The organism is Komagataeibacter melaceti (assembly GCF_003403295.1).
Classification (GTDB): Bacteria; Pseudomonadota; Alphaproteobacteria; order Acetobacterales; family Acetobacteraceae; genus Komagataeibacter; species Komagataeibacter melaceti.
Genome location: NZ_QUWV01000055.1, coordinates 14404 through 34918, shown reverse-complemented (window position 1 = coordinate 34918; position 20515 = coordinate 14404). Strand labels below are relative to the sequence as shown.

Below are 20515 nucleotides of genomic sequence, written 5' to 3'. Positions count from 1 at the left end.
GGATGGAATGGCGCCGTCGCGTCGCCTGATGCGGCGGCTGTGGCATGATGAGCTGGCGGGCCACAAGCTGCGCATACTGGCCGTTGGGGTGCTGACGGCGCTCATGGCCATATTCAGTGCGCTGTACCCGCTGGTGATCCAGCGCGCGCTGGACATGTTTGCCGATCATGACCCGCGTATCCTGTATCAGGTTCCGATCCTTGTGGTGGCGATCACGCTGGCCAAGGCCGTATCGCAGTACGGGCAGTCGATTGCGGTGCAGTCGCTGGTGCTGGTGGTCATCCGTGGCCTGCAGGGGCGTATGTTCCACCATCTGGTGCAGGCCGACATTTCCCGCATGGAGACCGAGGCCCCGGCCCAGATCGCGGCCCGTTTCACCACCGATGCCGTATCGATTCGTGAGGCCCTGATCCGCGCCACCAATGCACTGGGCGACGCCGTGACGGTGGTGGGGCTGATCGCGTCCATGCTGTACATGGACTGGGAACTCAGCCTGATCGCCGCCGTGCTGTACCCGCTGGCCGCCATGCCGGTGCGCAGGCTGGGCAAGCGGCTGCGGCGGGAATCCGGCAGCGTGCACGAGCAGATTGGCGAGACCAGCGCCATGCTGACCGAAAGCTTCAGCCAGTCGCGCACCATCCGGGTCTATCGGCTGGAGCAGTCCGAACAGGCGCGCGCCGCCACCGTTCTGGACACGCTGCATGACCGCCTGCTGCGCATTGCCCGGGGGCGTGCCCGTGTGGACCCGATGCTTGAGGTACTGGGCGGGGCTGCCGTGGCTGCCGTCCTTGGCTTTGCGGGATGGCGCGCGACACAGGGCGGGGCCACGCTGGGTGACTTTTCCGGCTTTGTGGCAGCCCTTTTGCTGGCCGCCCGCCCGCTGCGCGCGCTGGGCACGCTCAATATCGCCCTGCAGGAGGGGCTGGGTGGCCTGCAGCGGGTGTTTGACGTGATTGATGAACCCATCACCGTGGCGCAGGCGCCCGATGCGGTTGCACTGCCTGCCGGTGAGGGGGACCTGCGGTTCGAGAAGGTGTTTTTCCGCTACCCCGATGGCCGGATGGGCCTGAACGGGCTGGATTTCACGGCTCGCGCCGGGCTGACCGTGGCACTTGTCGGCCCGTCCGGGGCGGGCAAGTCCACCGCGCTGTCCCTGATCCCGCGCCTGCATGATGTATCGGGCGGGCGGATCACGCTTGATGGCGTGGACCTGCGGCGGCTGATCGTGGCCGAACTGCGTGATGCGATCGCCTATGTCAGCCAGGATACGCTCCTGTTCGACCTGCCGGTCATGGATAACATCCGCATGGGCAACCCGCAGGCGACCGATGCGCAGGTGCACGCCGCCGCCCGTGCCGCCGCCGCCGATACGTTCATCGCGGCGCTGCCACAGGGATATGCCACGCGGGTTGGCCCCGGCGGGCAGCGGCTTTCGGGCGGGCAGAGGCAGCGCGTGGCGTTGGCGCGCGCGCTGCTGCGCAACCCACGCGTGCTGCTGCTGGATGAGGCCACCAGCGCGCTTGATAGCGAGAGCGAGGCCATTATCCAGCAGGCGCTGGCCGGCCTGCGCCACCAGCGCACCACCATCGTGGTGGCGCACCGCCTGTCCACCGTCCGTTCGGCTGACCTTGTGGTGGTCATGGCGGAGGGAAGGGCAGTGGAATGTGGAACGCATGACGCGCTGATGCGTGAAAACGGGCTGTACGCCCGCATGGTCCATAATCAGGCCTTTACGCTTTAAGCCACCTGAATGTGCGGGCAGGGCGGGAATGGCGGTTGAAGTATGGCAGGCTTCGTGCCATGGATTGACCGACCCGTTCGGTCAATATGCTGAATGACAGGATCAGGGCTGCAACCAACGTGATGATGAGGGAACCAGATGGCCGTGGATGAAGGTAAGGCACCTGAAGACGGACATGCCGCGCAGGATAACGAACAGGAAAAGAAGGCTGAGACCTCATCCCGTCGTAAGCTGATCCTGATTGGCGGTGCGCTGCTGCTCCTGCTGGTTGGTGGGGTTTACTGGTTCCTGCACCGTAACGAGGTGGAAACCGACGACGCGTTTACCGCCGGTCGCGCCGTGGCCGTGGCGTCGCATGTGCATGGCTACGTGACCGAACTGCTGGTCAATGACAACCAGTACGTGCATGCGGGTGACATCCTGGCCCGTATTGATGACCGTGACTGGCGCGCCCAGCGTGACCAGGCGGCGGCGGCGCTGCAGATCGCGCGCGCGCAGGCCAGCAACGCGGCGTTGCTGCTGGATGTGGCGAAAAAGGACTTTCCCGGTCGTCTCATGGTGGCGCAGGGCCAGCTTCAGGCCGCGCAGGCCCAGCAGTTCCGGGCGGAGACCGACTACCGCCGCCAGCATGGCGTAACGCGTGAAGCGACATCGCAGCAGAACATCGACTACGCCACCGCCGCGCTCAACGCCGCAAAGGCGCAGGTGCTGCAGGCGCAGGGTAACCTTGAAATCGCGCAGCCGGTCATCCCCAACATTTCCAGCACCGCCACCCGTGTTTCCCAGCAGGAAGCGCAGGTGATGCAGGCCGAGGCGAAACTGCGCGAGGCGGAACTGAACCTGGAATGGACCGTGATCCGCGCCCCGCATGATGGCTGGATCTCGCAGCGCAATATCGAGCGCGGCACCTATGTTTCCGCAGGGCAGACCATGCTGTCGATTGTCGAGCCGGAGGTCTGGGTCGTGGCCAACTACAAGGAAACCCAGCTGACCCACATGCGCCCCGGCCAGAAGGTGGATGTGGCGGTGGACGCCTATCCGTTCCTGAAGCTGAAGGGGCATGTGGATTCGCTGCAGCTTGGCACCGGGGCCACCTTCAGCGCCTTCCCGCCCGAGAACGCGACCGGCAACTACGTGAAGATTGTCCAGCGCGTGCCGGTCAAGATCCTGATTGACGAAGGGCTGCGTCAGGATGTGCCGCTGTCGCTCGGCCTGTCGGTCGAGCCGACGGTCCACACGGAATGAGCGCGTCCGCCCCGGCGTCCCCCCCGGCTGATGGGGCGGACTGGAAGCCGAAGCACAATCCATGGCTGATCGCCGTGATCGTGACGGTGGCCGCTTTCATGGAGATTCTGGACACCACCATTGTCAACGTGGCGCTGCCGCATATCGCGGGGAGCCTGTCCTCCACCTATGATGATGCGACATGGACGCTGACGTCCTACCTGGTGGCGAACGGCATCGTGCTGACGATCTCGGGCTGGCTTGGCAAGCTGTTTGGGCGCAAGCGCTATTTCCTGATCTGCATCGCCATGTTCTCGCTCTCATCCTTCCTGTGCGGCATTTCCGCCAGCCTGCCCGAACTGATCCTGTTCCGGCTGATGCAGGGCTTTTTTGGCGGCGGGCTACAGCCCAACCAGCAATCCATCATCCTTGACACCTTCCCGCCCGACAAGCGCGCGGCGGCCTTTGGCCTGACCGCGATCGCCACCGTGGTCGCCCCGGTGCTTGGCCCGTCGCTGGGCGGGTGGATTACCGATAACTATTCGTGGCGGTGGGTGTTCTTCATCAACGTGCCGGTTGGCATCCTGGCCACCATTGCCGTCTCGATGGTTGTGGATGACCCGCCATGGGCCCGCAAGCAGAGCGCGCCGCTCGACTACATCGGCATCGGTCTCATCACCATCGGCTTCGGCTGCCTTGAGGTGGCGGTTGACCGCGGCGAGGATGAGGACTGGTTCGGCTCGCGCATCATCGTGATCATGGCCATCCTTGCGGTGCTGGGCATTGGCGGGGCGGTCATCTGGCTACTGCGATGCAAGCACCCGGCGGTGGACCTGCGGGTGTTCAAGGACCGCAATTTCGCCGTGGGCACGGGGCTTATGGGGGCGGTGGGGGCGCTGCTCTATTCCTCGGCCATTATCGTGCCGCAGTTTTCCCAGCAGGTAATGGGCTATACGGCCACGCTGTCGGGGCTGATCCTGTCACCCGGCGGGCTGGCGGTGATCGTGCTGATCCCGCTGGTCGGCATTTCCATGAAGTTCGTGCAGTTGCGCTACATCATCGCGTGCGGGTTCTTCCTGATGGGAACGAGCATGTTCTGGTCGGCGCAACTGGTGCCGCAGCTTGATTTCCGGCATCTGGTCATGTTCCGCATGAGCCAGACGGCCACGCTGGCCTTCCTGTTCGTGCCGATTTCCACCATCACCTACGCCACCCTGCCGCGTGAACTGAACCCCGATGGCTCGGCCCTGTTCAGCATGGCGCGCAACGTGCTGGGTTCGCTCAGCATCTCAGGCGCGACGGCCATGGTGACCGAGATCCGCCAGGCGCACCAGAACCAGATGGTCCACTGGATGACACCCTATCACCAGCCGTTCAGGGAATATCTGGCGCAGAGCCGTGCCGTGGCGATTGCCCGCGGCTATGCCGAGACGGCGGTCAATAACGTGGCGATGGGGCGGCTGTACAGGGAGTTCCAGCGTCAGGTCGCCATTCTGGCCTATAACGAGGTTTTCATGATCCTTGGTATCGGCTCGCTGCTTGTCGTACCTTTCTGTTTCCTCATGTCGCCGCTCAAGGGTGGCCATAAATAGAAAGGTATCGGGGTATGGCGGGTCTTATCACGGTTGTCTGTGCGGCGGTCATCGTGCGCGAGCGGGTGCTGGTGGTGCGCAAGCGCAATACGGCGGCGTTCATGCTGCCCGGCGGCAAGCCCGAGGCTGGCGAGGACCCGCAACAGGCCCTGCACCGTGAAATACGTGAGGAACTGGGCTGCGGCCTGACGCTGGGCGCGGAACTGGCAGGCGACTTTACCGCCCCCGCCGCCAATGAGCCGGGATACACCGTTCAGGCGCGCATATGGCTGGCCCGTTTGAATGGCACCCCCGTGGCTGATGCCGAAATTGCGGAACTGCGCTGGCTTGCGGCACAGGACGTGCCCAACCTGACGCTGGCCCCCCTGCTGCGTGGGCAGACACTTACCGCGCTTGTGGCGGCGGGGCTCCTGCCGCCTCAGGCCGCCGTGGCGTAAGGGGCGAAGTAAGTCGCAAGCCGGGTATAGATGTCTTTCTTTATGCCCACGTTAAGCTGCGGGAGCTGCGTCAGGCTGACCCATTTCCACAGGTCGAATTCAGCCGGCTGGTGTGTATCCAGCCGGATATCCGCATCCTGCCCGGTAAAGCGCAGCGCGAACCATTTCTGCCGCTGCCCGCGATAGCGCCCGCCCAGCGCCTTGCCAATCAGGTGGGCGGGCAGGTCATAGCTGAGCCATTCGGGATAGGCTGCGATGAGCCGGGCGGCGGTGGTGCCAATTTCCTCGCCCAGTTCGCGCAGGACGGCGGTTTCGGGCGTTTCCCCTTCATCAATGCCACCCTGCGGGCATTGCCATACCCCCTGGTCCGGCGGGCCACCCGCGCCGGGCATGTCCGTGCGCCGCGCGACAAGCACCATGCCCTGCCGGTTGAACAGGAGCGCCCCGACATTGGGGCGGTAGGGCAGGGTGGATGGCTCGGTCATGCGCGCGTGGCTCCGGTCGGGATCAGGGATGGGCGGGTGCCGCAGGTGCTGCAGGCGCGGGTGTTGCCGGGGCGGCAGGCGCCGGAGTGGAAGGTGCCGATGTAGCCGGGGCGGGTGTGGCCGCCGGGCTTTCGGGGGCTGCCTGCTTTTCCGCCGGGATGGAGGGCGTGGGCGGTTCCGCCGCCTTGGGCGGTGTCGGGGTCGTGGCCGCCGTGGCCGGGCTTGCGGGCGTCTTTTCAGCCGGTGCAGGCGGCTCGGCCGCCACGGGCAGGCCCGCCATGGCGCGCACGACCTTCAGCCCCTGCTGGAGCTGGAAGTCGGTTGCGGGCTTCTGCGGGTCGAATTCAGGCCAGTTCGCGGGCGGCTGCGCGGGAATGGACTTGGCTATGGCCGGCAGGTCAGTGCGCGATGGCGGCTGCGCGGTGTTGCCGCCCCGGTTCTTGATGATATGGGCCAGGTCGGCTTCATGGATGCTGTAGCCGGGGTCATCGCGTGCCTCGCGCACCGTGATGTCAGGCACGATGCCCAGCCCCTGGATGGAGCGGCCCGACGGCGTGTAGTAGCGCGCCGTGGTCAGGCGGATGGCGCCTTCACCCGGAATGGGCAGGATGGTCTGCACCGAACCCTTGCCAAAGGTCTTTTCCCCCAGCAGCACGGCGCGCTGGTGGTCTTGTAGCGCCCCGGCCACGATTTCACTGGCGGAGGCGGAACCGCCATTGATCAGCACGACAACGGGCAGGCCGTTGGTGATGTCGGTGTTATGGGCATCCCAGCGCTGGCTGTCCTGCGGGTGGCGTGCGCGGGTGGACACGATCTCGCCATTGCGGATGAAGTCCGATCCCACGTCGATGGCCTGTGTCAGCAGCCCGCCCGGATCGGAGCGCAGGTCGATGATCAGCCCCGCCATCTTGTTATGTGTCTGGGCCTGGAGCTTCTTGTACGCTGCCAGCAGGCCGGACTGCGTTTCCTCATTGAACTGCGCGATTCGGATGTAGCCGATGGTGTCGTACAGCGAGGACTTGATGACCTGCAGCGGAATGACCGCGCGGGTCAGCGTCACGATGATGGGCTTGGGCGTCTTTTCACGGATCAGCGTCAGCGTGATGCGGGTATCGGGCTTGCCACGCATGCGCGTGACCACCTGGTCCAGTGGCTGGCCGTCGATATTCTTGCCGTCGATCGCGACAATGAAGTCACCGGGCTTGATGCCTGCGCGGGCGGCGGGCGTGTCGTCAATGGGGGAGACGACGCGGACATGCCCGTCCTCGCCCTGTACTTCCAGCCCCAGCCCGCCAAAGGAGCCCTTGGTCTGGACCTGCAGGTCCGAGAACTGCTTTTCCGTCATGTAGGAGCTGTGCGGGTCCAGCCCGCTCAGCATGCCGTTGAGGGAGTTGGTGATCAGGTCGCGTGTCGATACGGGCTCGACATAATTCGCCTTCACCTTTTCCAGCACATAGCCGAACAGGAACATGAGCTGTTCGATCTCGCGCGGGGTGTTGTCATCCTTCGGGACAATATCAGCCGCATGGGCCATGGGGGCGAGTGCGCCACCCCTGCCTGCCGAGTAGTGAGCGATCTGCGGGGCCGCCGCGAGCCCTGCAAGAAAGGCGCAACCGATCAGCAAGCCATTACGGAACTTCATGCGTCGTTGTCTCCTGGATGCCCGCCGCCCTGGTCCGGCTGGCCTGCATGTATTCTTCGCGTTGCGTTGTAGCGTGATCTGCCGCGCCCGTCACGGGTGGGCAGCATATACCGAACTTGCATGGGGATAAAACCGTCTCGCGCCACATCACAGATAGGGGGCCGGATTGACGGCATTGCCGCCGTGGCGCAACTGCACGAACAGCGTCGGCCTGCTGCCGCCCCCGCTCCATTGTGGCATCTGGCCCACCGCCGCGCCATGGCTGACCTGCTGGCCCGCCGTAACCGCGATCTCACCCAGGCCCGCCAGCACGAAGCGGTAATGTTTGCCGCAATCAAGGATTATCATCTGTCCGTATGTGCGGAACGGGCCGGCAAAATCAATACGTCCCGTGCAGGGCGCGCGCACGCTTGCGCGTGACGGGGGGGCGTAGGTCACGCCCGTTGCGGCCCCGCTTTCGGTCTGCTGGCCCCATGCGGTCAGTACCGTGCCCGCCACGGGCGCGCCCGCGCCGCCGGTTACGGGGGTAATGCCGGGGCCGCCGCCTGCCGCCATTTCCTGCGCCTGGTGGCGGGCGGCGGAGGCTTCGCGCAGGTTGTGCGCGCGTTCGGCGGCGCGGGCAGCCAGTTCAAGATTCTTTTCGGCGCGCTGTTCGGTTTCCTCAATGCGGGCAATGGCGTCCTGCACGCTCGATGCCCGGCGGGCTGCGTCCTCCACGGCCTGTGCGGCACTGGCGGCGGCGGCGTTGGAACGCTGCTGGGCCTCCAGCGCCGCACGGGCCGCGCGGTTGACCGTATCGCGCTGGCTTTCGCGCTCGTTCACCACGTGGTGCATCTGCTGCTGCTGCTGGGCCAGTTCATCATCAAGCTGGAGCAGGCGGGCACGGCGGTCGTGGATGATGCGGGCCTGGCTGGCGATGTCGGCCATCATGCCATGCACCACCAGCAGTCCCGTCACCGCGCGGTCGGCGGGCAGGGGCACGGCCAGAAGCGTATCCGCCGGGTAGAGCGACAGCCGCTCCGCCAGTGGCAGCAGGGGGGAAAGGCGGGCGACCTCGCGCGCCAGTTGCGCGCGCAGGGCGGCCTGTTCCGTATGCAGGTCGGCAATACGGCTGTCGAGGTCGGCGGCCTGCTGCTCGGTGCGTTGCAGGCGGGCCGTGGCGTCCACCGTTGCGGCGGACAGGGCGGCGGCCTTTTCCGCGTCAAGGCGGGCCTGTTCGCGCGCGGCCTGCTCCTCCTTGCGGCGTTCGGCAAGGTCATGCGCCTGCTGCTGCTCGCGCGCCAGCAGGTTTTCATGCGCGGTGCGCGCGGCCTCAAGCTGCTGGCGGATGCGCCGTTCATCCGTCGTCGCGTGATGCGCGGGGGCGGCCGCCGGGGCCTGGGCATGGGCGACCGGCCCCCCGGCAGGTAGTGCCAGGCAGCAGGACAGCAGCACGGGGGCACGGACAGCCGTGCCCCACCGGCGGAACAGGCGGTGCAGGCGTGGTGTCAGGATGGCGTCGGCCCGTCGATAAGGGAGTGCCCGGTCATGGCCGCGGGCTGGGGCAGCCCCATGAGCTGGAGCAGCGTGGGCGCGATATCCGCCAGCCGGCCATCATGCAGGTGGACGTTATCCACCCCGCTCAGCACCACGGGCACCACGTTGAGCGTGTGGGCGGTGTGCGGGCCATTGGTCTGCGGGTCGAACATGGTTTCCGCGTTGCCATGGTCGGCGGTGACCAGCAGCGCGCCGCCTGCGCGTTCGATGGCCTCCGCAATCCGGCCAAGGCCACGATCCACCGCCTCCACCGCCTTGACGGCGGCAGGCAGCATGCCGGTATGGCCCACCATGTCCGCATTGGCGAAGTTGAGAACGATCAGGTCGTATTTGCCGCTGTCAATCGCCTCCACCGCGCGCTGGGTCAGTTCGGGGGCCGACATTTCGGGTTGCAGGTCATAGGTCGCGACCTTGGGGGAGGGGACCATGACCCGGTCCTCGCCGGGAAGCTGGTGTTCGCGCCCGCCATTGAGGAAGTAGGTGACGTGCGGGTATTTTTCCGTCTCGGCCATGCGGATCTGCTTCAGCCCGGCGGCGCTGACCACATCGCCCAGCAGGTCATGCAGTTCCTCGGGCGGAAACAGCACGCCGATCAGTTCGGCCAGCCGGTCGCTGTAGCGCGTCATGCCCACAACGGCGGCGGGCCTGATGATGCGCACACGGGTAAAGCCATCAAAATCCGGCTCAAGCAGCGCATCGAGCAACTGGCGGATGCGGTCGGCGCGGAAGTTGAAGCTCAGCACGCCATCGCCATCGCGCATGCCGCCATATTCGCCAATCACGGTGGGGACGATGAATTCGTCCGTAACCCCGGCGGCATAGGCCTTGTCCAGCACGTGCAGCGCATCGCCGGCCTGTTCGCCCTGACCGGCGACGATGGCGTTATAGGCCTTCTCCACCCGGTCCCAGCGCCGGTCGCGGTCCATGGCGTAATAGCGCCCGGAAACCGTGCCGATCCTGACCCCTTCGGGCAGGGCGGACAGCACCTGGCTGACATAGCCGTGGCCGGATTGCGGGGCGGTGTCGCGGCCATCGGTAAAGATGTGGAGGGTGACGGGAATACCGGCTGCGCGCAGGATATGCGCCAGTGCCACGGCATGGTCCTGATGGGCATGTACCCCACCGGGAGAGACAAGCCCCATGAGATGGCAGGTGCCGCCGCTGGCCTTCAGTGCGGCGATGAAGTCGCCCATCACCTGCCCACGCGCGACCGAACCATCGCGCAGTGCTGTGGAAATGCGCGGCAGTTCCTGCATGACGACCCGGCCCGCGCCGATATTGAGGTGACCGACCTCCGAATTGCCCATCTGCCCTTGCGGCAGGCCGACATCCTCCCCACACGTCTTGAGGAAGGCATGCGGGCCAGAGCGCCACAGCCGGTCAAAGGCTGGCGTGGCGGCGCTGCTTACCGCATTGTCGGCAGGGTCTTCCCGCCAGCCGAAGCCGTCCAGCACGGCCAGCATGACGGGACGGCGCGCCTTGTTCACTGTTCCATGGTCGCTCATGGGGTATGATCTCCCTGTTTTATTTTATATGGCATGATGCCCTAAAAGCGGTCAGCGTGAAATGTCCGTCTGACGGAGGAAAAAACACTCATGTCCGATCCAGCCAGCACAGGCGCCACCCAGTGTGGCCACCTGACCCCCGAGCAGGCACGCATCCTGCGCGAACACGGCACCGAGCGCCCCGGCTCCAGCCCGCTGAATGATGAAAAGCGTGCCGGTGAATATCGTTGCGCCGGGTGCGGCACGCCGTTATTCCGGTCTGGTACCAAATATGAGAGCGGCAGCGGCTGGCCTTCGTTTTTCGATGCCATACCCGGCGCGCTCGGCACCACGACCGATACCAGCCACGGCATGACCCGCACGGAGGTCCACTGCGCGCACTGCAACGGCCATCTGGGCCATGTCTTTCCCGACGGGCCGCCGCCCACCGGCCTGCGCTACTGCATGAACGGGCTTGCCCTCAGCTTCGTCCCGCGCGATGGCGCAGGCTGAACCTGTTTTCCACCCTGACAAGGAACCGATATGACCGAACCCGCTGCCATGCATGATGATGGCGTTGTTGTTGTCACCCACCCGCTGGTCCAGCACAAGCTGACCCTCATGCGTGAGCGTGAGACCCCGACCGGCGTGTTCCGCCATCTGGCGCGGGAACTGAGCCTGCTGCTCGGTTACGAGGCCATGCGTGACCTGCCGCTGGAAACGGTGGAAATCGACACGCCGCTCGAACACATGCAGGCCCGCCGCCTTGCGGGCAAGAAACTGTGCCTGATTTCCATCCTGCGCGCAGGCAACGGGATTCTGGACGGGTTGCTCGATCTGGTACCCTCGGCGCGCGTGGGCTATGTCGGGATGTACCGCGACCCCGAAACGCTGGAGCCGGTGGAATATTACCTCAAGCTGCCCGAGGAACTTGATAACCGTGTCAGCCTGGTGGTCGATCCCATGCTGGCGACGGGCCATAGCGCGGTCGCGGCCATTGACCGGCTCAAGCAGGCGGGATGTAGCAACATGGTGTTTGTCTGCCTGCTTGCGGCACCCGAGGGCGTGGCCCGCCTGCGCGCGGCGCATCCCGATGTGCGGATCGTGACCTGCGCGATTGACCGCGGGCTGGACGATCACGGCTATATCCGCCCCGGTCTGGGCGATGCGGGGGACCGCCTGTTCGGCACCCGGTAGGGCGCACGGCCCGTGGCGGCTTTCCCCGCCACGGGCCAGTTGCGTGTTACGATTGGACTACGCCGTTCAGGCGCGGCGCACGATGTAGGTCTTGGCCAGTTCCGCTTCCAGCGCGCGGGCGTGTTCGGGGTCACGGGCCTCGATCATCACTTCCAGTTCGGCCGCCTGCACGCTGGGCGTGGTGAACAGGCGCTGGTGCGAGACCTCGATGATGTTGCCACCTTCGTCACCGATCTTGCGCGAAATGTCGGCCAGCACGCCAGGCCGGTCGGGTATTTCCATTTTCAGGCACAAAAGTCGCCCGTCGCGCAGCAGGGAGCGCAGCAGGGTATTGGCCAGGATGCGGCTGTCGATGTTCCCGCCCGTGACCGGCAGCGCCACGCGCTTGCCCCGGAACAGTTCGGGATAGGTTAGCACTGCCGCCAGCGCGGTAGCCCCGGCCCCTTCGCTGACCTGCTTCGCCCCTTCGGCCAGCATGGTGATGGCGGTCTCGATCGCGCTTTCCGGCACGACCAGCACGTTGGAAACATGGCCGCGAATGACCTCCAGCGGCTGGCGGCCGATCTGGAGCACCGCAATCCCTTCCGCAATGGTGGCGCCACCGGGCGGCATCACCTCATCGCCCGGGAAACCGGCGAGGGAGGAGAAATTTTCCACCTGCACCCCGATGATATCCATATCCGGGCGCAGCGCACGCGCGGCCACCGCACAGCCCGACAGCAGGCCGCCACCGCCAATGGGGCATACGAACGTGTCGAGCGGCCCTGCATCCTCGAGCAGTTCAAGCGCGAACGTGCCCTGTCCGGCCATGACCTCGGGGTCGTCATAGGGGTGGACGAACACCCGGCCTTCACGCTGGCACAGGGCGTTGGCGTGGGCCGTGGCCTCGGCAAAGCTGTTGCCTTCCAGCACCACGCGCGCGCCCCATGCGGCGGTGCGCGTGACCTTGGCGGCGGGGGTGAAGCGCGGCATGACGATCACCGCGTCAATGCCCAGCAGCGAGGCATGGCGCGCGACACCCTGCGCATGATTGCCCGCCGAGACGGTAATCACCCCGCGTTCACGCTCACGCGGCGTGAGCAGGGCGAGCTTGTTGGCGGCCCCGCGCTCCTTGAACGAACCCACGGCCTGCAGGTTGTCGAGCTTGAGCACGATATCCGCGCCGGTTGCCCGCGAGATTGTCTGGCACGGGACTGTGGGCGTGTGCAGGACGCGCCCCTTTATCCGCTGTGCGGCGGCGGTGATATCTTCAAGCGTGATCACGATGTATGCCTAGCCGTAGGTGACTTCCAGGATTTCATAGGTCCGGTCGCCGCCGGGGGCGGGCACGGATACGCTGTCACCAATGCTCTTGCCGATCAGCGACTTGGCCAGCGGCGAGGAAATGGACAGCAGCCCCTGCTTGATGTCGGCTTCGTACACGCCCACGATCTGGTAGGTGGCTTCCTTGTCGGTTTCCTCATCCACCAGCTTCACGCGGGCGCCGAATTTCACCTGGTCGCCCGACAGGGTGGCCGGGTCGATCACCTCGGCGGAGGAGACGATTTCCTCCAGTTCCTGAATGCGCCCTTCGGTAAAGGACTGGCGTTCACGCGCGGCATGGTATTCCGCGTTTTCCGACAGGTCGCCATGGCTGCGCGCCTCGGCAATCGCGCGTATGATCGCGGGGCGTTCTTCACTCTTGAGCTTGCGCAGTTCGTCTTCAAGCCGTTGCAGGCCGGGGCCTGTCATCGGAAATTTCTGCAAGATTTGTCCCCGAGGTGAAGGTCAGTTTCCATAACTGACTGTTGGTTGCCGTACCCGGCATATCGCATGCGGTCCCACGCGGGCATCCCGCCGGTGTATGAACCGGCAGGACGCCCGCGTGGGTGCGATACGCTCAGAATGATCCTTTAAAATAGGATTGAAGTGGCGCGACTTCAAGAACCCCCTCACGCATGGCCGAAATGGCATGCGTCGCGGCCCGCGCGCCCGCGATGGTGGTGTAGTGCGGGATGCCATGCGTCAGCGCGGAGCGGCGGATGTCAAAGCTGTCCGTAACCGCCTGCGCGCCCTGCGCGGTGTTGATGACCATCTGGATCTCGCCCGAGCGGATGGCGTCCACGCAGTTCGGTCGGCCTTCCAGCACCTTGTTGACCACGCGCACGTTCACCCCGGCCTCACGCAGGCAGGTGGCGGTGCCGCGCGTGGCCATGATGGTGAAGCCCATGTCCGACAGGCGACGGCCCAGTGACTTCACGGCCGCCTTGTCACTGTCACGCACGGACAGGAACACCGTGCCCGACAGCGGCAGCTTCACGCCCGCGGCAAGCTGTGACTTGGCGAAGGCGCGCTCGAACGAGGCATCAAGGCCCATCACCTCGCCCGTGGAGCGCATCTCGGGGCCAAGGATCGTATCCACGTTGGGGAAGCGGTTAAACGGGAAGACCGCTTCCTTCACCGCCACATGCGGGGCGACGGCGCGGTCATCAAGCCGGAATTCGCCCAGCTTCGCGCCCGCCATGACCCGTGCGCCGATCTTGGCCACCGGAACGCCCGTCGCCTTGGCCACGAACGGCACGGTGCGCGAGGCACGCGGGTTGACCTCCAGCACGAAGATCTCCTGCCCCTTGATCGCGTACTGCACGTTCATCAGGCCGACAATGCCAAGCTCGCGCGCCATGGCTTCGGTCTGGGCCTTGAGTTCGGTCACGATGGCGGGGGAGAGCGTATAGGGGGGCAGCGAACATGCGCTGTCACCCGAATGGATGCCCGCTTCCTCGATATGTTCCATCACGCCGGCCACGTACACCTCGTCGCCATCGGCGATGCAGTCCACATCCGCCTCGATCGCGTCGTTCAGGTAATGGTCGATCAGCACCGGGCCGTTGGCCACTTCCGCGCCCGCAAGCTGCAGGGCCACGCGCATGTAGCGCTGCAGGCTGGCGCGGTCATGCACGATTTCCATCGCGCGCCCGCCCAGCACGTAGGACGGGCGGACCACCACCGGGTAACCGATCTTCTCGGCCACGGCCTCGGCTTCCGCCGGGCTGCGGGCGATGCCGTTGGCGGGCTGGCGCAGGCCCAGCTTGTGCAGCATGGCCTGGAAGCGCTCACGGTCCTCGGCCCGGTCGATCGAATCGGCGGGCGTGCCGAGCAGCGGGATGCCCGCGGCCTCCAGCGCATGCGACAGCTTGAGCGGCGTCTGGCCACCGTACTGCACGATGCAGCCCAGGACCGTGCCGTTTTCCTGCTCGCGGCGGATCAGGGCGATCACGTCTTCGGCCGTCAGCGGCTCGAAATACAGGCGGTCGGACGTGTCGTAGTCGGTCGAGACGGTCTCGGGGTTGCAGTTGACCATGATCGTCTCGAAACCGGCCTCACGCAGGGCGTAGGCGGCATGGACGCAGCAGTAGTCGAACTCGATCCCCTGGCCGATGCGGTTCGGACCGCCACCAAGGATGACGATCTTCTTGCGGTCCGTCGGGCGGCTTTCACATTCCGGCACGCCGTACCCACCTTCATAGGTGGAATACATGTACGGCGTGGGGGATGCGAACTCACCCGCGCAGGTGTCGATGCGCTTGTAGACCGGCAACACGCCACGGCCTTCGCGCAGCTTCGCGATTTCATCCGCATTGGTGCCGGACAGGCGGGCAAGCTGGGTGTCCGAAAAGCCCATGGACTTGAGCGCACGCAGGCTGTCGGCGTCCTCGGGCAGGCCGTCGCGCATGACCGTGTGCTCGGCCGCGACAATCTTGGCCAGTTCGCGCAGGAACCACGGCTCGAACCGGCAGGCATCGTGGATGTCTTCCACGCTCAGCCCTGCGCGCAGGGCCTGCGCTGCCATGAGGATGCGCTCGGGCCGGGGCTGGGAGAGTGCGGCGCGGAACGCATCGGGGCCGCCATCGCCCGGTTCTTCAACCGGGTCGAGGCCCGCCAGCCCGATTTCCATCGAGCGCAGGCCCTTCTGCAGCGCCTCGGGGAAGGAGCGGCCAATGGCCATCGCCTCGCCAACCGATTTCATGCTGGTGGAGAGCAGGGCGGGCGTGCCAGGGAATTTCTCGAACGTGAAGCGCGGGATCTTGACCACGACATAATCAATCGTCGGCTCGAACGATGCCGGGGTGCTGCCGGTAATGTCGTTGGTCAGTTCATCCAGCGTGTAGCCCACCGCCAGCTTGGCCGCGACCTTTGCGATGGGGAAGCCCGTCGCCTTGGACGCAAGTGCCGAGGAGCGTGACACGCGCGGGTTCATCTCGATCACCACCACGCGGCCATCAACGGGGTTGATGCCGAACTGCACGTTCGAGCCACCCGTTTCCACCCCGATCTTGCGCAGGCAGGCCAGCGACATGTCACGCAGGCGCTGGTATTCCTTGTCCGTCAGGGTCAGGGCGGGGGCCACGGTGATGGAATCACCGGTATGCACGCCCATCGGGTCGATATTCTCGATGGAGCAGATGATGATGCAGTTGTCCGCGCTGTCGCGCACGACCTCCATCTCGTACTCCTTCCAGCCCAGCACGGATTCCTCGATCAGGACTTCCGTGGTGGGGGAGGCGTCGAGGCCGGAGGTGACGATGCGGTCGAATTCCTCGCGGTTGTAGGCGATGCCGCCGCCCGAGCCACCCATGGTGAAGGACGGGCGGATGACCGCGGGCAGGCCCACATTGCCCAGCGCCGCGCGGGCTTCCTCCAGCGAATGGGCGATCAGGCTGCGCGGGCTTTCGATGCCGATGGCGTCCATCGCCTCGCGGAATTTCTGGCGGTCCTCGGCCCGGTCGATCACCTCGGCGTTCGCGCCGATCAGTTCAACCCCGTGCTTTTTCAGGAAGCCGGACTTGTCCAGCGCCATGGCCGTGTTCAGCGCGGTCTGGCCGCCCATGGTGGGCAGCACGGCGTCGGGCTTTTCACGCTCGATGATGCGCTCGACGAATTCCGGGGTGATCGGCTCGATATAGGTCGCATCCGCCAGCCCCGGATCGGTCATGATCGTGGCGGGGTTGGAGTTGACCAGAATGACGCGGTAGCCCTCTTCCTTCAGGGCCTTGCAGGCCTGCGCGCCGGAATAGTCGAATTCGCACGCCTGGCCGATCACGATCGGGCCGGCGCCGATAATCAGGATGGAGCTTATGTCTGTCCGTTTTGGCATTTCGGGTCGGCTTTCAGGCAGCTTTGGTTGTGGTGTCGATCAGATCGACAAAGCGGCGGAACAGGTAATGGCTGTCGGACGGGCCGGGGCTGGCCTCGGGGTGGTACTGCACCGAAAAGGCCGGGTAGCGGCTGGTGGTGATCCCTTCGTTCGAGCCATCGAACAGGCTGACATGGGTCGCGCGCACATCGGCGGGCAGGGATTTTTCATCCACCGCAAAACCATGGTTCTGGCTGGTAATTTCCACCTTGCCCGTCGCCAGGTCCTTGACCGGCTGGTTCGCCCCCCGGTGGCCGCGCGCCAGCTTGTAGGTCGTGGCGCCCAGCGCCAGCGCCAGAAGCTGGTGACCAAGGCAGATGCCGAACAGCGGCTTGCCCGCTTCCAGCACGCCACGGATGGCGGGGACCGCGTATTCGGCCGTGGCCGCCGGGTCGCCCGGTCCGTTGGACAGGAACACGCCCGCGGGGTCGAGCGCCAGTATCTCCTCCGCCGTGGCGGTGGCGGGTACCACGGTCACATCACACCCGGCGGACGCCAGGCAGCGCAGGATGTTGCGCTTGGCCCCGTAATCGACCGCGACCACCTTACGCCGCTTCGCGGGCAGGGGTTCGGTGCCATGCGGCCACTTCCATACACCCTCGGTCCATGCGTAGGGGGCGGCACAGGTGACTTCGCGTGCAAGGTCCATCCCTTCCAGCCCCGGCCACTGGCGTGCGCGGGCCTGCAGGGCGGGCAGGTCGAAATTGCCATCCTCGGGGTAGGCGACGACAGCGGTCTGCGGCCCGCCGTCACGGATGCGCAGGGTGATGGCGCGGGTGTCGATGCCGCAGATGCCCGGAATGTTGCGTTCCTTGAGCCATGCATCGAGCGACTCGGTAGCGCGCCAGTTGGCCGGCGCGGTCAGGTCTTCCTTCACCACCAGCGCGCGGGCCCGTACGCGGTCGGCTTCATCATCTTCCGCCGTGGCGCCGGTATTGCCGATATGGGGGAAGGTGAAGGTGATGATCTGCCCGGCGAATGACGGATCGGTCAGCGTTTCCTGATAGCCGGTCATGCCGGTGGAAAAGCAGATCTCGCCAATGGCCGCATCCGTGCCATATGCGCCGAATCCACGCCCCCACAGGACGGTGCCATCGGCCAGGATCAGGGCGGCTGTCGCGGCTTTGGGCCTGTCGGCCGGTGCGGGCGGGTTTGGCGTGCTCATCGGGGGCTCCGGTCGGTCGGATTCTGTGGCGGGTTGCAGGTCGGACAGTGACAGGCCGGTTGCGCGCAGCACGGTTGTCCAGTGCTTGGGCGGTATGGCGCGCGCCTGCCGCCATTTGCGAATGGCCTCGGTGCTGACGCCGGTCAGGCGCGCGGCCTGTTCGGCGCCGCCAAGGCGCTCGATAATGTTTTCTATCGTCATCGGCATTGGATGATGTCCCTTCCGGGAGTATTGCCTAACAGCGTCCTGCCCGGTTGGGAAGAAAATTCCCACATACCGGCACATCAGGACCATGGGAAAATTATTCCCGGCATGAAGGGCATCGTGCCCCCGCCGGGCAGAGGAGTTGACAGTCATGTCCCTGCGCGCACGTTTCAAGGATGATCTGAAAGCAGCCATGAAGGCGGGCCAGAGCGAAAAGGTCGGCACCATCCGCATGATCACCGCAAAGCTGAAGGATGTCGATATCGCCGGGCGGGCCAAGGGCGAGGATGAGGTCAGCGACGAGGCCGTGATTTCCATGCTGCGCGGCATGGTCAAGTCCCGCACGGAATCGGCGGCGCTGTACGTCAAGGGCGGTCGCCCCGAACTGGCGGAAAAGGAAGAGGCGGAAATCGCCGTGATCCGTGACTACCTGCCCCCCGACCTGGACGACGCCACCATCGAGGCCGCCGTGCGCGAAGCCATCGAACGCACCGACGCCACATCCATGAAGGACATGGGCAAGGTCATGGGCGCGCTGAAGGAACAGTTTGGCGCGGCCCTCGACCCCGCACGCGCGAGCGCTGTCGTGCGCGCGCAGCTTTCGGTATAACGGCTGCCGGAGACACTGCCCGATGGCGCTTGACCCCGCCTTCCTTGATGAACTGCGCGCCCGCACGCCCATCGCCCCGGTCATCGGGCGGCGGACGAAGCTGGTGCGCTCGGGACGGAACTGGAAGGCATGCTGCCCCTTCCATGGGGAAAAGACGCCATCGTTCTATGTCTATGATGACCATTACCACTGCTTCGGCTGCCAGGCGCATGGTGATGTCATCACCTTTGTCATGCAGAGCGAGGGCCGTTCCTTTCCCGAAGCGGTGGAGGAACTGGCCACCGCCGCGGGCATGGAAATGCCAAAGCCCGACCCCGTGCGGCGGGAACAGGCCGAGCGAGCCCGCACGCTGGGCGATGTGCTCGAGGCGGTGCAGGCGTCATGGCAGCGCAGGCTCTACCAGCCGGAAGGGCGTGAGGGCCTGGCCTACCTGCGTGGCCGTGGCCTGACGGACGAGACCATCGCCGCCTTCGGCCTCGGCTGGTCGGGCGAGGGGCGCGGCGGGCTGGCGGCGGAAATGGCGGCGCTGGACATAACCCCCGCCATGCTGCGCGATGCGGGTGTGATGCGCGCGGATGAAAACGGCGTCCCGCAGCGTGAACTGTTTTTCAACCGTGTGACCTTTCCCATCCGTGACCGGCGCGGCAGGCTGGTGTCCTTTGGCGGACGCATCCTTGGCGATGGCCAGCCCAAATACCTCAACGGTCCCGAAACCGCCCTGTTTTCCAAGCGCCGGGTGCTGTTCGGTCTCGACCGCGCGCGTGAGGCCGTGCGCGGCGGCAGGGGCGCTGGCGCCGAACTGCTGGTGGTCGAGGGGTATATGGACGTGATCGCCCTGCACCAGGCCGGGTTTGGTGGTGCGGTCGCCCCCCTTGGCACGGCGCTGACGGCGGAACAGATGGAAGCCCTGTGGCAGGTCGCCCCCGCCCCGGTACTGTGTTTTGACGGTGATGCCGCAGGACAGCGCGCGGCGGTGAAGGCGGCGGAAACCGCGCTGCCCCTGCTGAATGTGGACCGGACGCTGCGTTTTTGCGTCCTGCCCGAAGGGGAGGACCCCGACAGCCTGCTGCGCCGTGATGGCCCGGCGGCCATGGAGGCGCTTGTCACAAGCGCGCGCCCGATGGGGCAGGTCCTGTTCGGCCTGCTGAGCGAGGGGGTGCGCAACCCCGGCCCCGAACAGCGCGCCGCCTTGCGCCGCAGGCTGGTGGAGGTCGCGGCCCTGATCCCGGACAAGGCGCTGGCGTCCGAATACCGCTCCACTTTGCTGGACAGTTTTTTCGAGACATTCCGCCGCTCCGGCGGGCGTGGTGGGGCGGCAAGGCCGATGGCTGCCGCCACCCCGGTCGCAACGCTGGACGCGGACCTGCAGCGCCAGTGCATCCTCAGCGCCATCATACTCGAGCAGCCCGGCGTGCTGGCTGAGGTGCAGGACGCCTATTGCCGCCTTGAACTGCCTGCCGACCTCGCGGCCCTGCGGGAGGAACTGCTGGACCTGTACGACGCCAGCGCCAGCCTGCCCCCGCCAGATGAGCTGGCGGCCACCCTGTCACGCGCCGGGCTGGGGGACATATGCCAGCGTGTGCGCGCCATACGCGGGCGGCGCACGCGCGGGCAGGCGGATGATGATGTTTTTGGCACCGACTCCCGCCATGAATGGTGGCATTTCTACGCGCTGCTCAATGTCGAGCGTTTTGCCGCCGAAGTCCGCGCCGATACCGAGCGCCTGTGCGCGGGGCAGGTGGACGAGGCCGCATGGCAGAGCCTGCGTACCCGCCTTCTGGCGCTGGACACCCTGCGGCGGGGTGGAAATGAAGTGGATGGATAGCGCGGAAAATAACCCGATTACATCAAATGCACAGCGCCTGCCCTTGACTTCGGCCATGTTATCGACCACCTGCACCAGACAAATGCAGATGAAAACGGTATAATTGGCAGCATTCTGTTTCCCTGTGAACTGACAGGCGGAACGGACGCGCCAACCGTGCGCGGGCAGGTTGGCCACGCGCGCGTAACACGGATTTGCTG

The 20515-nt window shown here is 65.8% G+C and carries 16 protein-coding genes; 8 read left to right on the top strand and 8 right to left on the bottom strand.

Annotated elements, in window-relative coordinates; all coding sequences use genetic code 11:
- Positions 1-7 precede the first annotated feature (7 nt).
- From DY926_RS07320 to DY926_RS07305, 4 genes are all read left to right on the top strand, one after another.
- On the top strand, positions 8-1741 hold the full coding sequence (locus tag DY926_RS07320) for an ABC transporter ATP-binding protein (protein WP_408886039.1): 1734 nt from the start codon (positions 8-10) through the stop codon (positions 1739-1741).
- A gap of 138 nt (positions 1742-1879) precedes the next feature.
- Positions 1880-2986, top strand: a complete 1107-nt coding sequence (locus DY926_RS07315) for an HlyD family secretion protein (RefSeq protein ID WP_116702775.1) — start codon at positions 1880-1882, stop codon at positions 2984-2986.
- On the top strand, positions 2983-4557 hold the full coding sequence (locus DY926_RS07310; RefSeq protein WP_116702774.1) for a DHA2 family efflux MFS transporter permease subunit: 1575 nt from the start codon (positions 2983-2985) through the stop codon (positions 4555-4557). The genes DY926_RS07315 and DY926_RS07310 overlap by 4 nt, the downstream gene beginning before the upstream one ends.
- 14 nt (positions 4558-4571) lie before the next feature.
- Positions 4572-4994: an NUDIX hydrolase gene (locus DY926_RS07305; protein WP_116702773.1), complete on the top strand. Its 423-nt coding sequence runs from the start codon at positions 4572-4574 to the stop codon at positions 4992-4994.
- Here the strand turns inward: DY926_RS07305 and DY926_RS07300 are convergent.
- The 4 genes from DY926_RS07300 to gpmI all read right to left on the bottom strand — a co-directional run bounded on the left by DY926_RS07300 (position 4976) and on the right by gpmI (position 10162).
- The gene (locus tag DY926_RS07300) at positions 4976-5479 is read right to left on the bottom strand and encodes an RNA pyrophosphohydrolase (RefSeq protein WP_116702772.1); all 504 of its coding nucleotides are present in this window, start codon (positions 5477-5479) and stop codon (positions 4976-4978) included. The two genes, DY926_RS07305 and DY926_RS07300, sit on opposite strands and share 19 nt — an antisense overlap.
- 22 nt (positions 5480-5501) lie before the next feature.
- Positions 5502-7121 (bottom strand): S41 family peptidase, encoded by a 1620-nt coding sequence (locus tag DY926_RS07295; protein ID WP_116702771.1) that lies wholly within the window; start codon positions 7119-7121, stop codon positions 5502-5504.
- Positions 7122-7268: 147 nt separating this feature from the next.
- Positions 7269-8555 (bottom strand): murein hydrolase activator EnvC family protein, encoded by a 1287-nt coding sequence (locus DY926_RS07290; RefSeq protein WP_241503102.1) that lies wholly within the window; start codon positions 8553-8555, stop codon positions 7269-7271.
- Positions 8556-8608: 53 nt separating this feature from the next.
- Entirely contained in the window at positions 8609-10162 is a 1554-nt protein-coding gene (gene gpmI, locus DY926_RS07285; RefSeq protein WP_116702769.1) for a 2,3-bisphosphoglycerate-independent phosphoglycerate mutase, read from the bottom strand.
- A 90-nt stretch (positions 10163-10252) separates the two neighbouring features.
- Here gpmI and msrB point away from each other — a divergent pair, with 90 nt between their 5' ends.
- Positions 10253-10654, top strand: coding sequence for a peptide-methionine (R)-S-oxide reductase MsrB (gene msrB / locus DY926_RS07280; protein WP_116702768.1), 402 nt, complete (start codon positions 10253-10255; stop codon positions 10652-10654).
- A gap of 30 nt (positions 10655-10684) precedes the next feature.
- Positions 10685-11338 carry a uracil phosphoribosyltransferase gene (gene upp, locus DY926_RS07275; protein ID WP_116702767.1) on the top strand — a complete coding sequence of 218 codons (654 nt, stop codon included), beginning with the start codon at positions 10685-10687 and terminating at the stop codon, positions 11336-11338.
- Between the two features lie 66 nt (positions 11339-11404).
- Here the strand turns inward: upp and DY926_RS07270 are convergent, their stop codons facing one another.
- From DY926_RS07270 to carA, 4 genes are all read right to left on the bottom strand, one after another.
- A complete protein-coding gene (locus DY926_RS07270; protein WP_116702766.1) occupies positions 11405-12601 on the bottom strand; it encodes a threonine ammonia-lyase in 1197 nt (398 codons plus the stop codon).
- A gap of 9 nt (positions 12602-12610) precedes the next feature.
- Positions 12611-13084 (bottom strand): transcription elongation factor GreA, encoded by a 474-nt coding sequence (gene greA / locus DY926_RS07265; protein ID WP_116702765.1) that lies wholly within the window; start codon positions 13082-13084, stop codon positions 12611-12613.
- 133 nt (positions 13085-13217) lie between these two features.
- Entirely contained in the window at positions 13218-16472 is a 3255-nt protein-coding gene (gene carB / locus DY926_RS07260; RefSeq protein ID WP_116702764.1) for a carbamoyl-phosphate synthase large subunit, read from the bottom strand.
- 13 nt (positions 16473-16485) lie between these two features.
- On the bottom strand, positions 16486-17883 hold the full coding sequence (gene carA / locus DY926_RS07255; protein WP_116702763.1) for a glutamine-hydrolyzing carbamoyl-phosphate synthase small subunit: 1398 nt from the start codon (positions 17881-17883) through the stop codon (positions 16486-16488).
- A 148-nt stretch (positions 17884-18031) separates the two neighbouring features.
- Here carA and DY926_RS07250 point away from each other — a divergent pair, with 148 nt between their 5' ends.
- Together DY926_RS07250 and dnaG are read left to right on the top strand one after the other, a co-directional pair.
- The gene (locus DY926_RS07250) at positions 18032-18490 is read left to right on the top strand and encodes a GatB/YqeY domain-containing protein (protein ID WP_116702762.1); all 459 of its coding nucleotides are present in this window, start codon (positions 18032-18034) and stop codon (positions 18488-18490) included.
- A 22-nt stretch (positions 18491-18512) separates the two neighbouring features.
- Positions 18513-20315, top strand: a complete 1803-nt coding sequence (gene dnaG, locus DY926_RS07245) for a DNA primase (protein WP_116702761.1) — start codon at positions 18513-18515, stop codon at positions 20313-20315.
- Positions 20316-20515: the final 200 nt, after the last annotated feature.

Excerpts from the sequence above, each read along its gene's own strand:
- DY926_RS07320 (WP_408886039.1), top strand. The coding sequence starts at position 8 with ATGGCGCCGTCGCGTCGCCTGATGCGGCGGCTGTGGCATGATGAGCTG.
- DY926_RS07315 (WP_116702775.1), top strand. The coding sequence starts at position 1,880 with ATGGCCGTGGATGAAGGTAAGGCACCTGAAGACGGACATGCCGCGCAG.
- DY926_RS07310 (WP_116702774.1), top strand. The coding sequence starts at position 2,983 with ATGAGCGCGTCCGCCCCGGCGTCCCCCCCGGCTGATGGGGCGGACTGG.
- DY926_RS07305 (WP_116702773.1), top strand. The coding sequence starts at position 4,572 with ATGGCGGGTCTTATCACGGTTGTCTGTGCGGCGGTCATCGTGCGCGAG.
- DY926_RS07300 (WP_116702772.1), bottom strand. The coding sequence starts at position 5,479 with ATGACCGAGCCATCCACCCTGCCCTACCGCCCCAATGTCGGGGCGCTC.
- DY926_RS07295 (WP_116702771.1), bottom strand. The coding sequence starts at position 7,121 with ATGAAGTTCCGTAATGGCTTGCTGATCGGTTGCGCCTTTCTTGCAGGG.
- gpmI (WP_116702769.1), bottom strand. The coding sequence starts at position 10,162 with ATGAGCGACCATGGAACAGTGAACAAGGCGCGCCGTCCCGTCATGCTG.
- msrB (WP_116702768.1), top strand. The coding sequence starts at position 10,253 with ATGTCCGATCCAGCCAGCACAGGCGCCACCCAGTGTGGCCACCTGACC.
- upp (WP_116702767.1), top strand. The coding sequence starts at position 10,685 with ATGACCGAACCCGCTGCCATGCATGATGATGGCGTTGTTGTTGTCACC.
- carB (WP_116702764.1), bottom strand. The coding sequence starts at position 16,472 with ATGCCAAAACGGACAGACATAAGCTCCATCCTGATTATCGGCGCCGGC.
- carA (WP_116702763.1), bottom strand. The coding sequence starts at position 17,883 with ATGCCGATGACGATAGAAAACATTATCGAGCGCCTTGGCGGCGCCGAA.
- DY926_RS07250 (WP_116702762.1), top strand. The coding sequence starts at position 18,032 with ATGTCCCTGCGCGCACGTTTCAAGGATGATCTGAAAGCAGCCATGAAG.
- dnaG (WP_116702761.1), top strand. The coding sequence starts at position 18,513 with ATGGCGCTTGACCCCGCCTTCCTTGATGAACTGCGCGCCCGCACGCCC.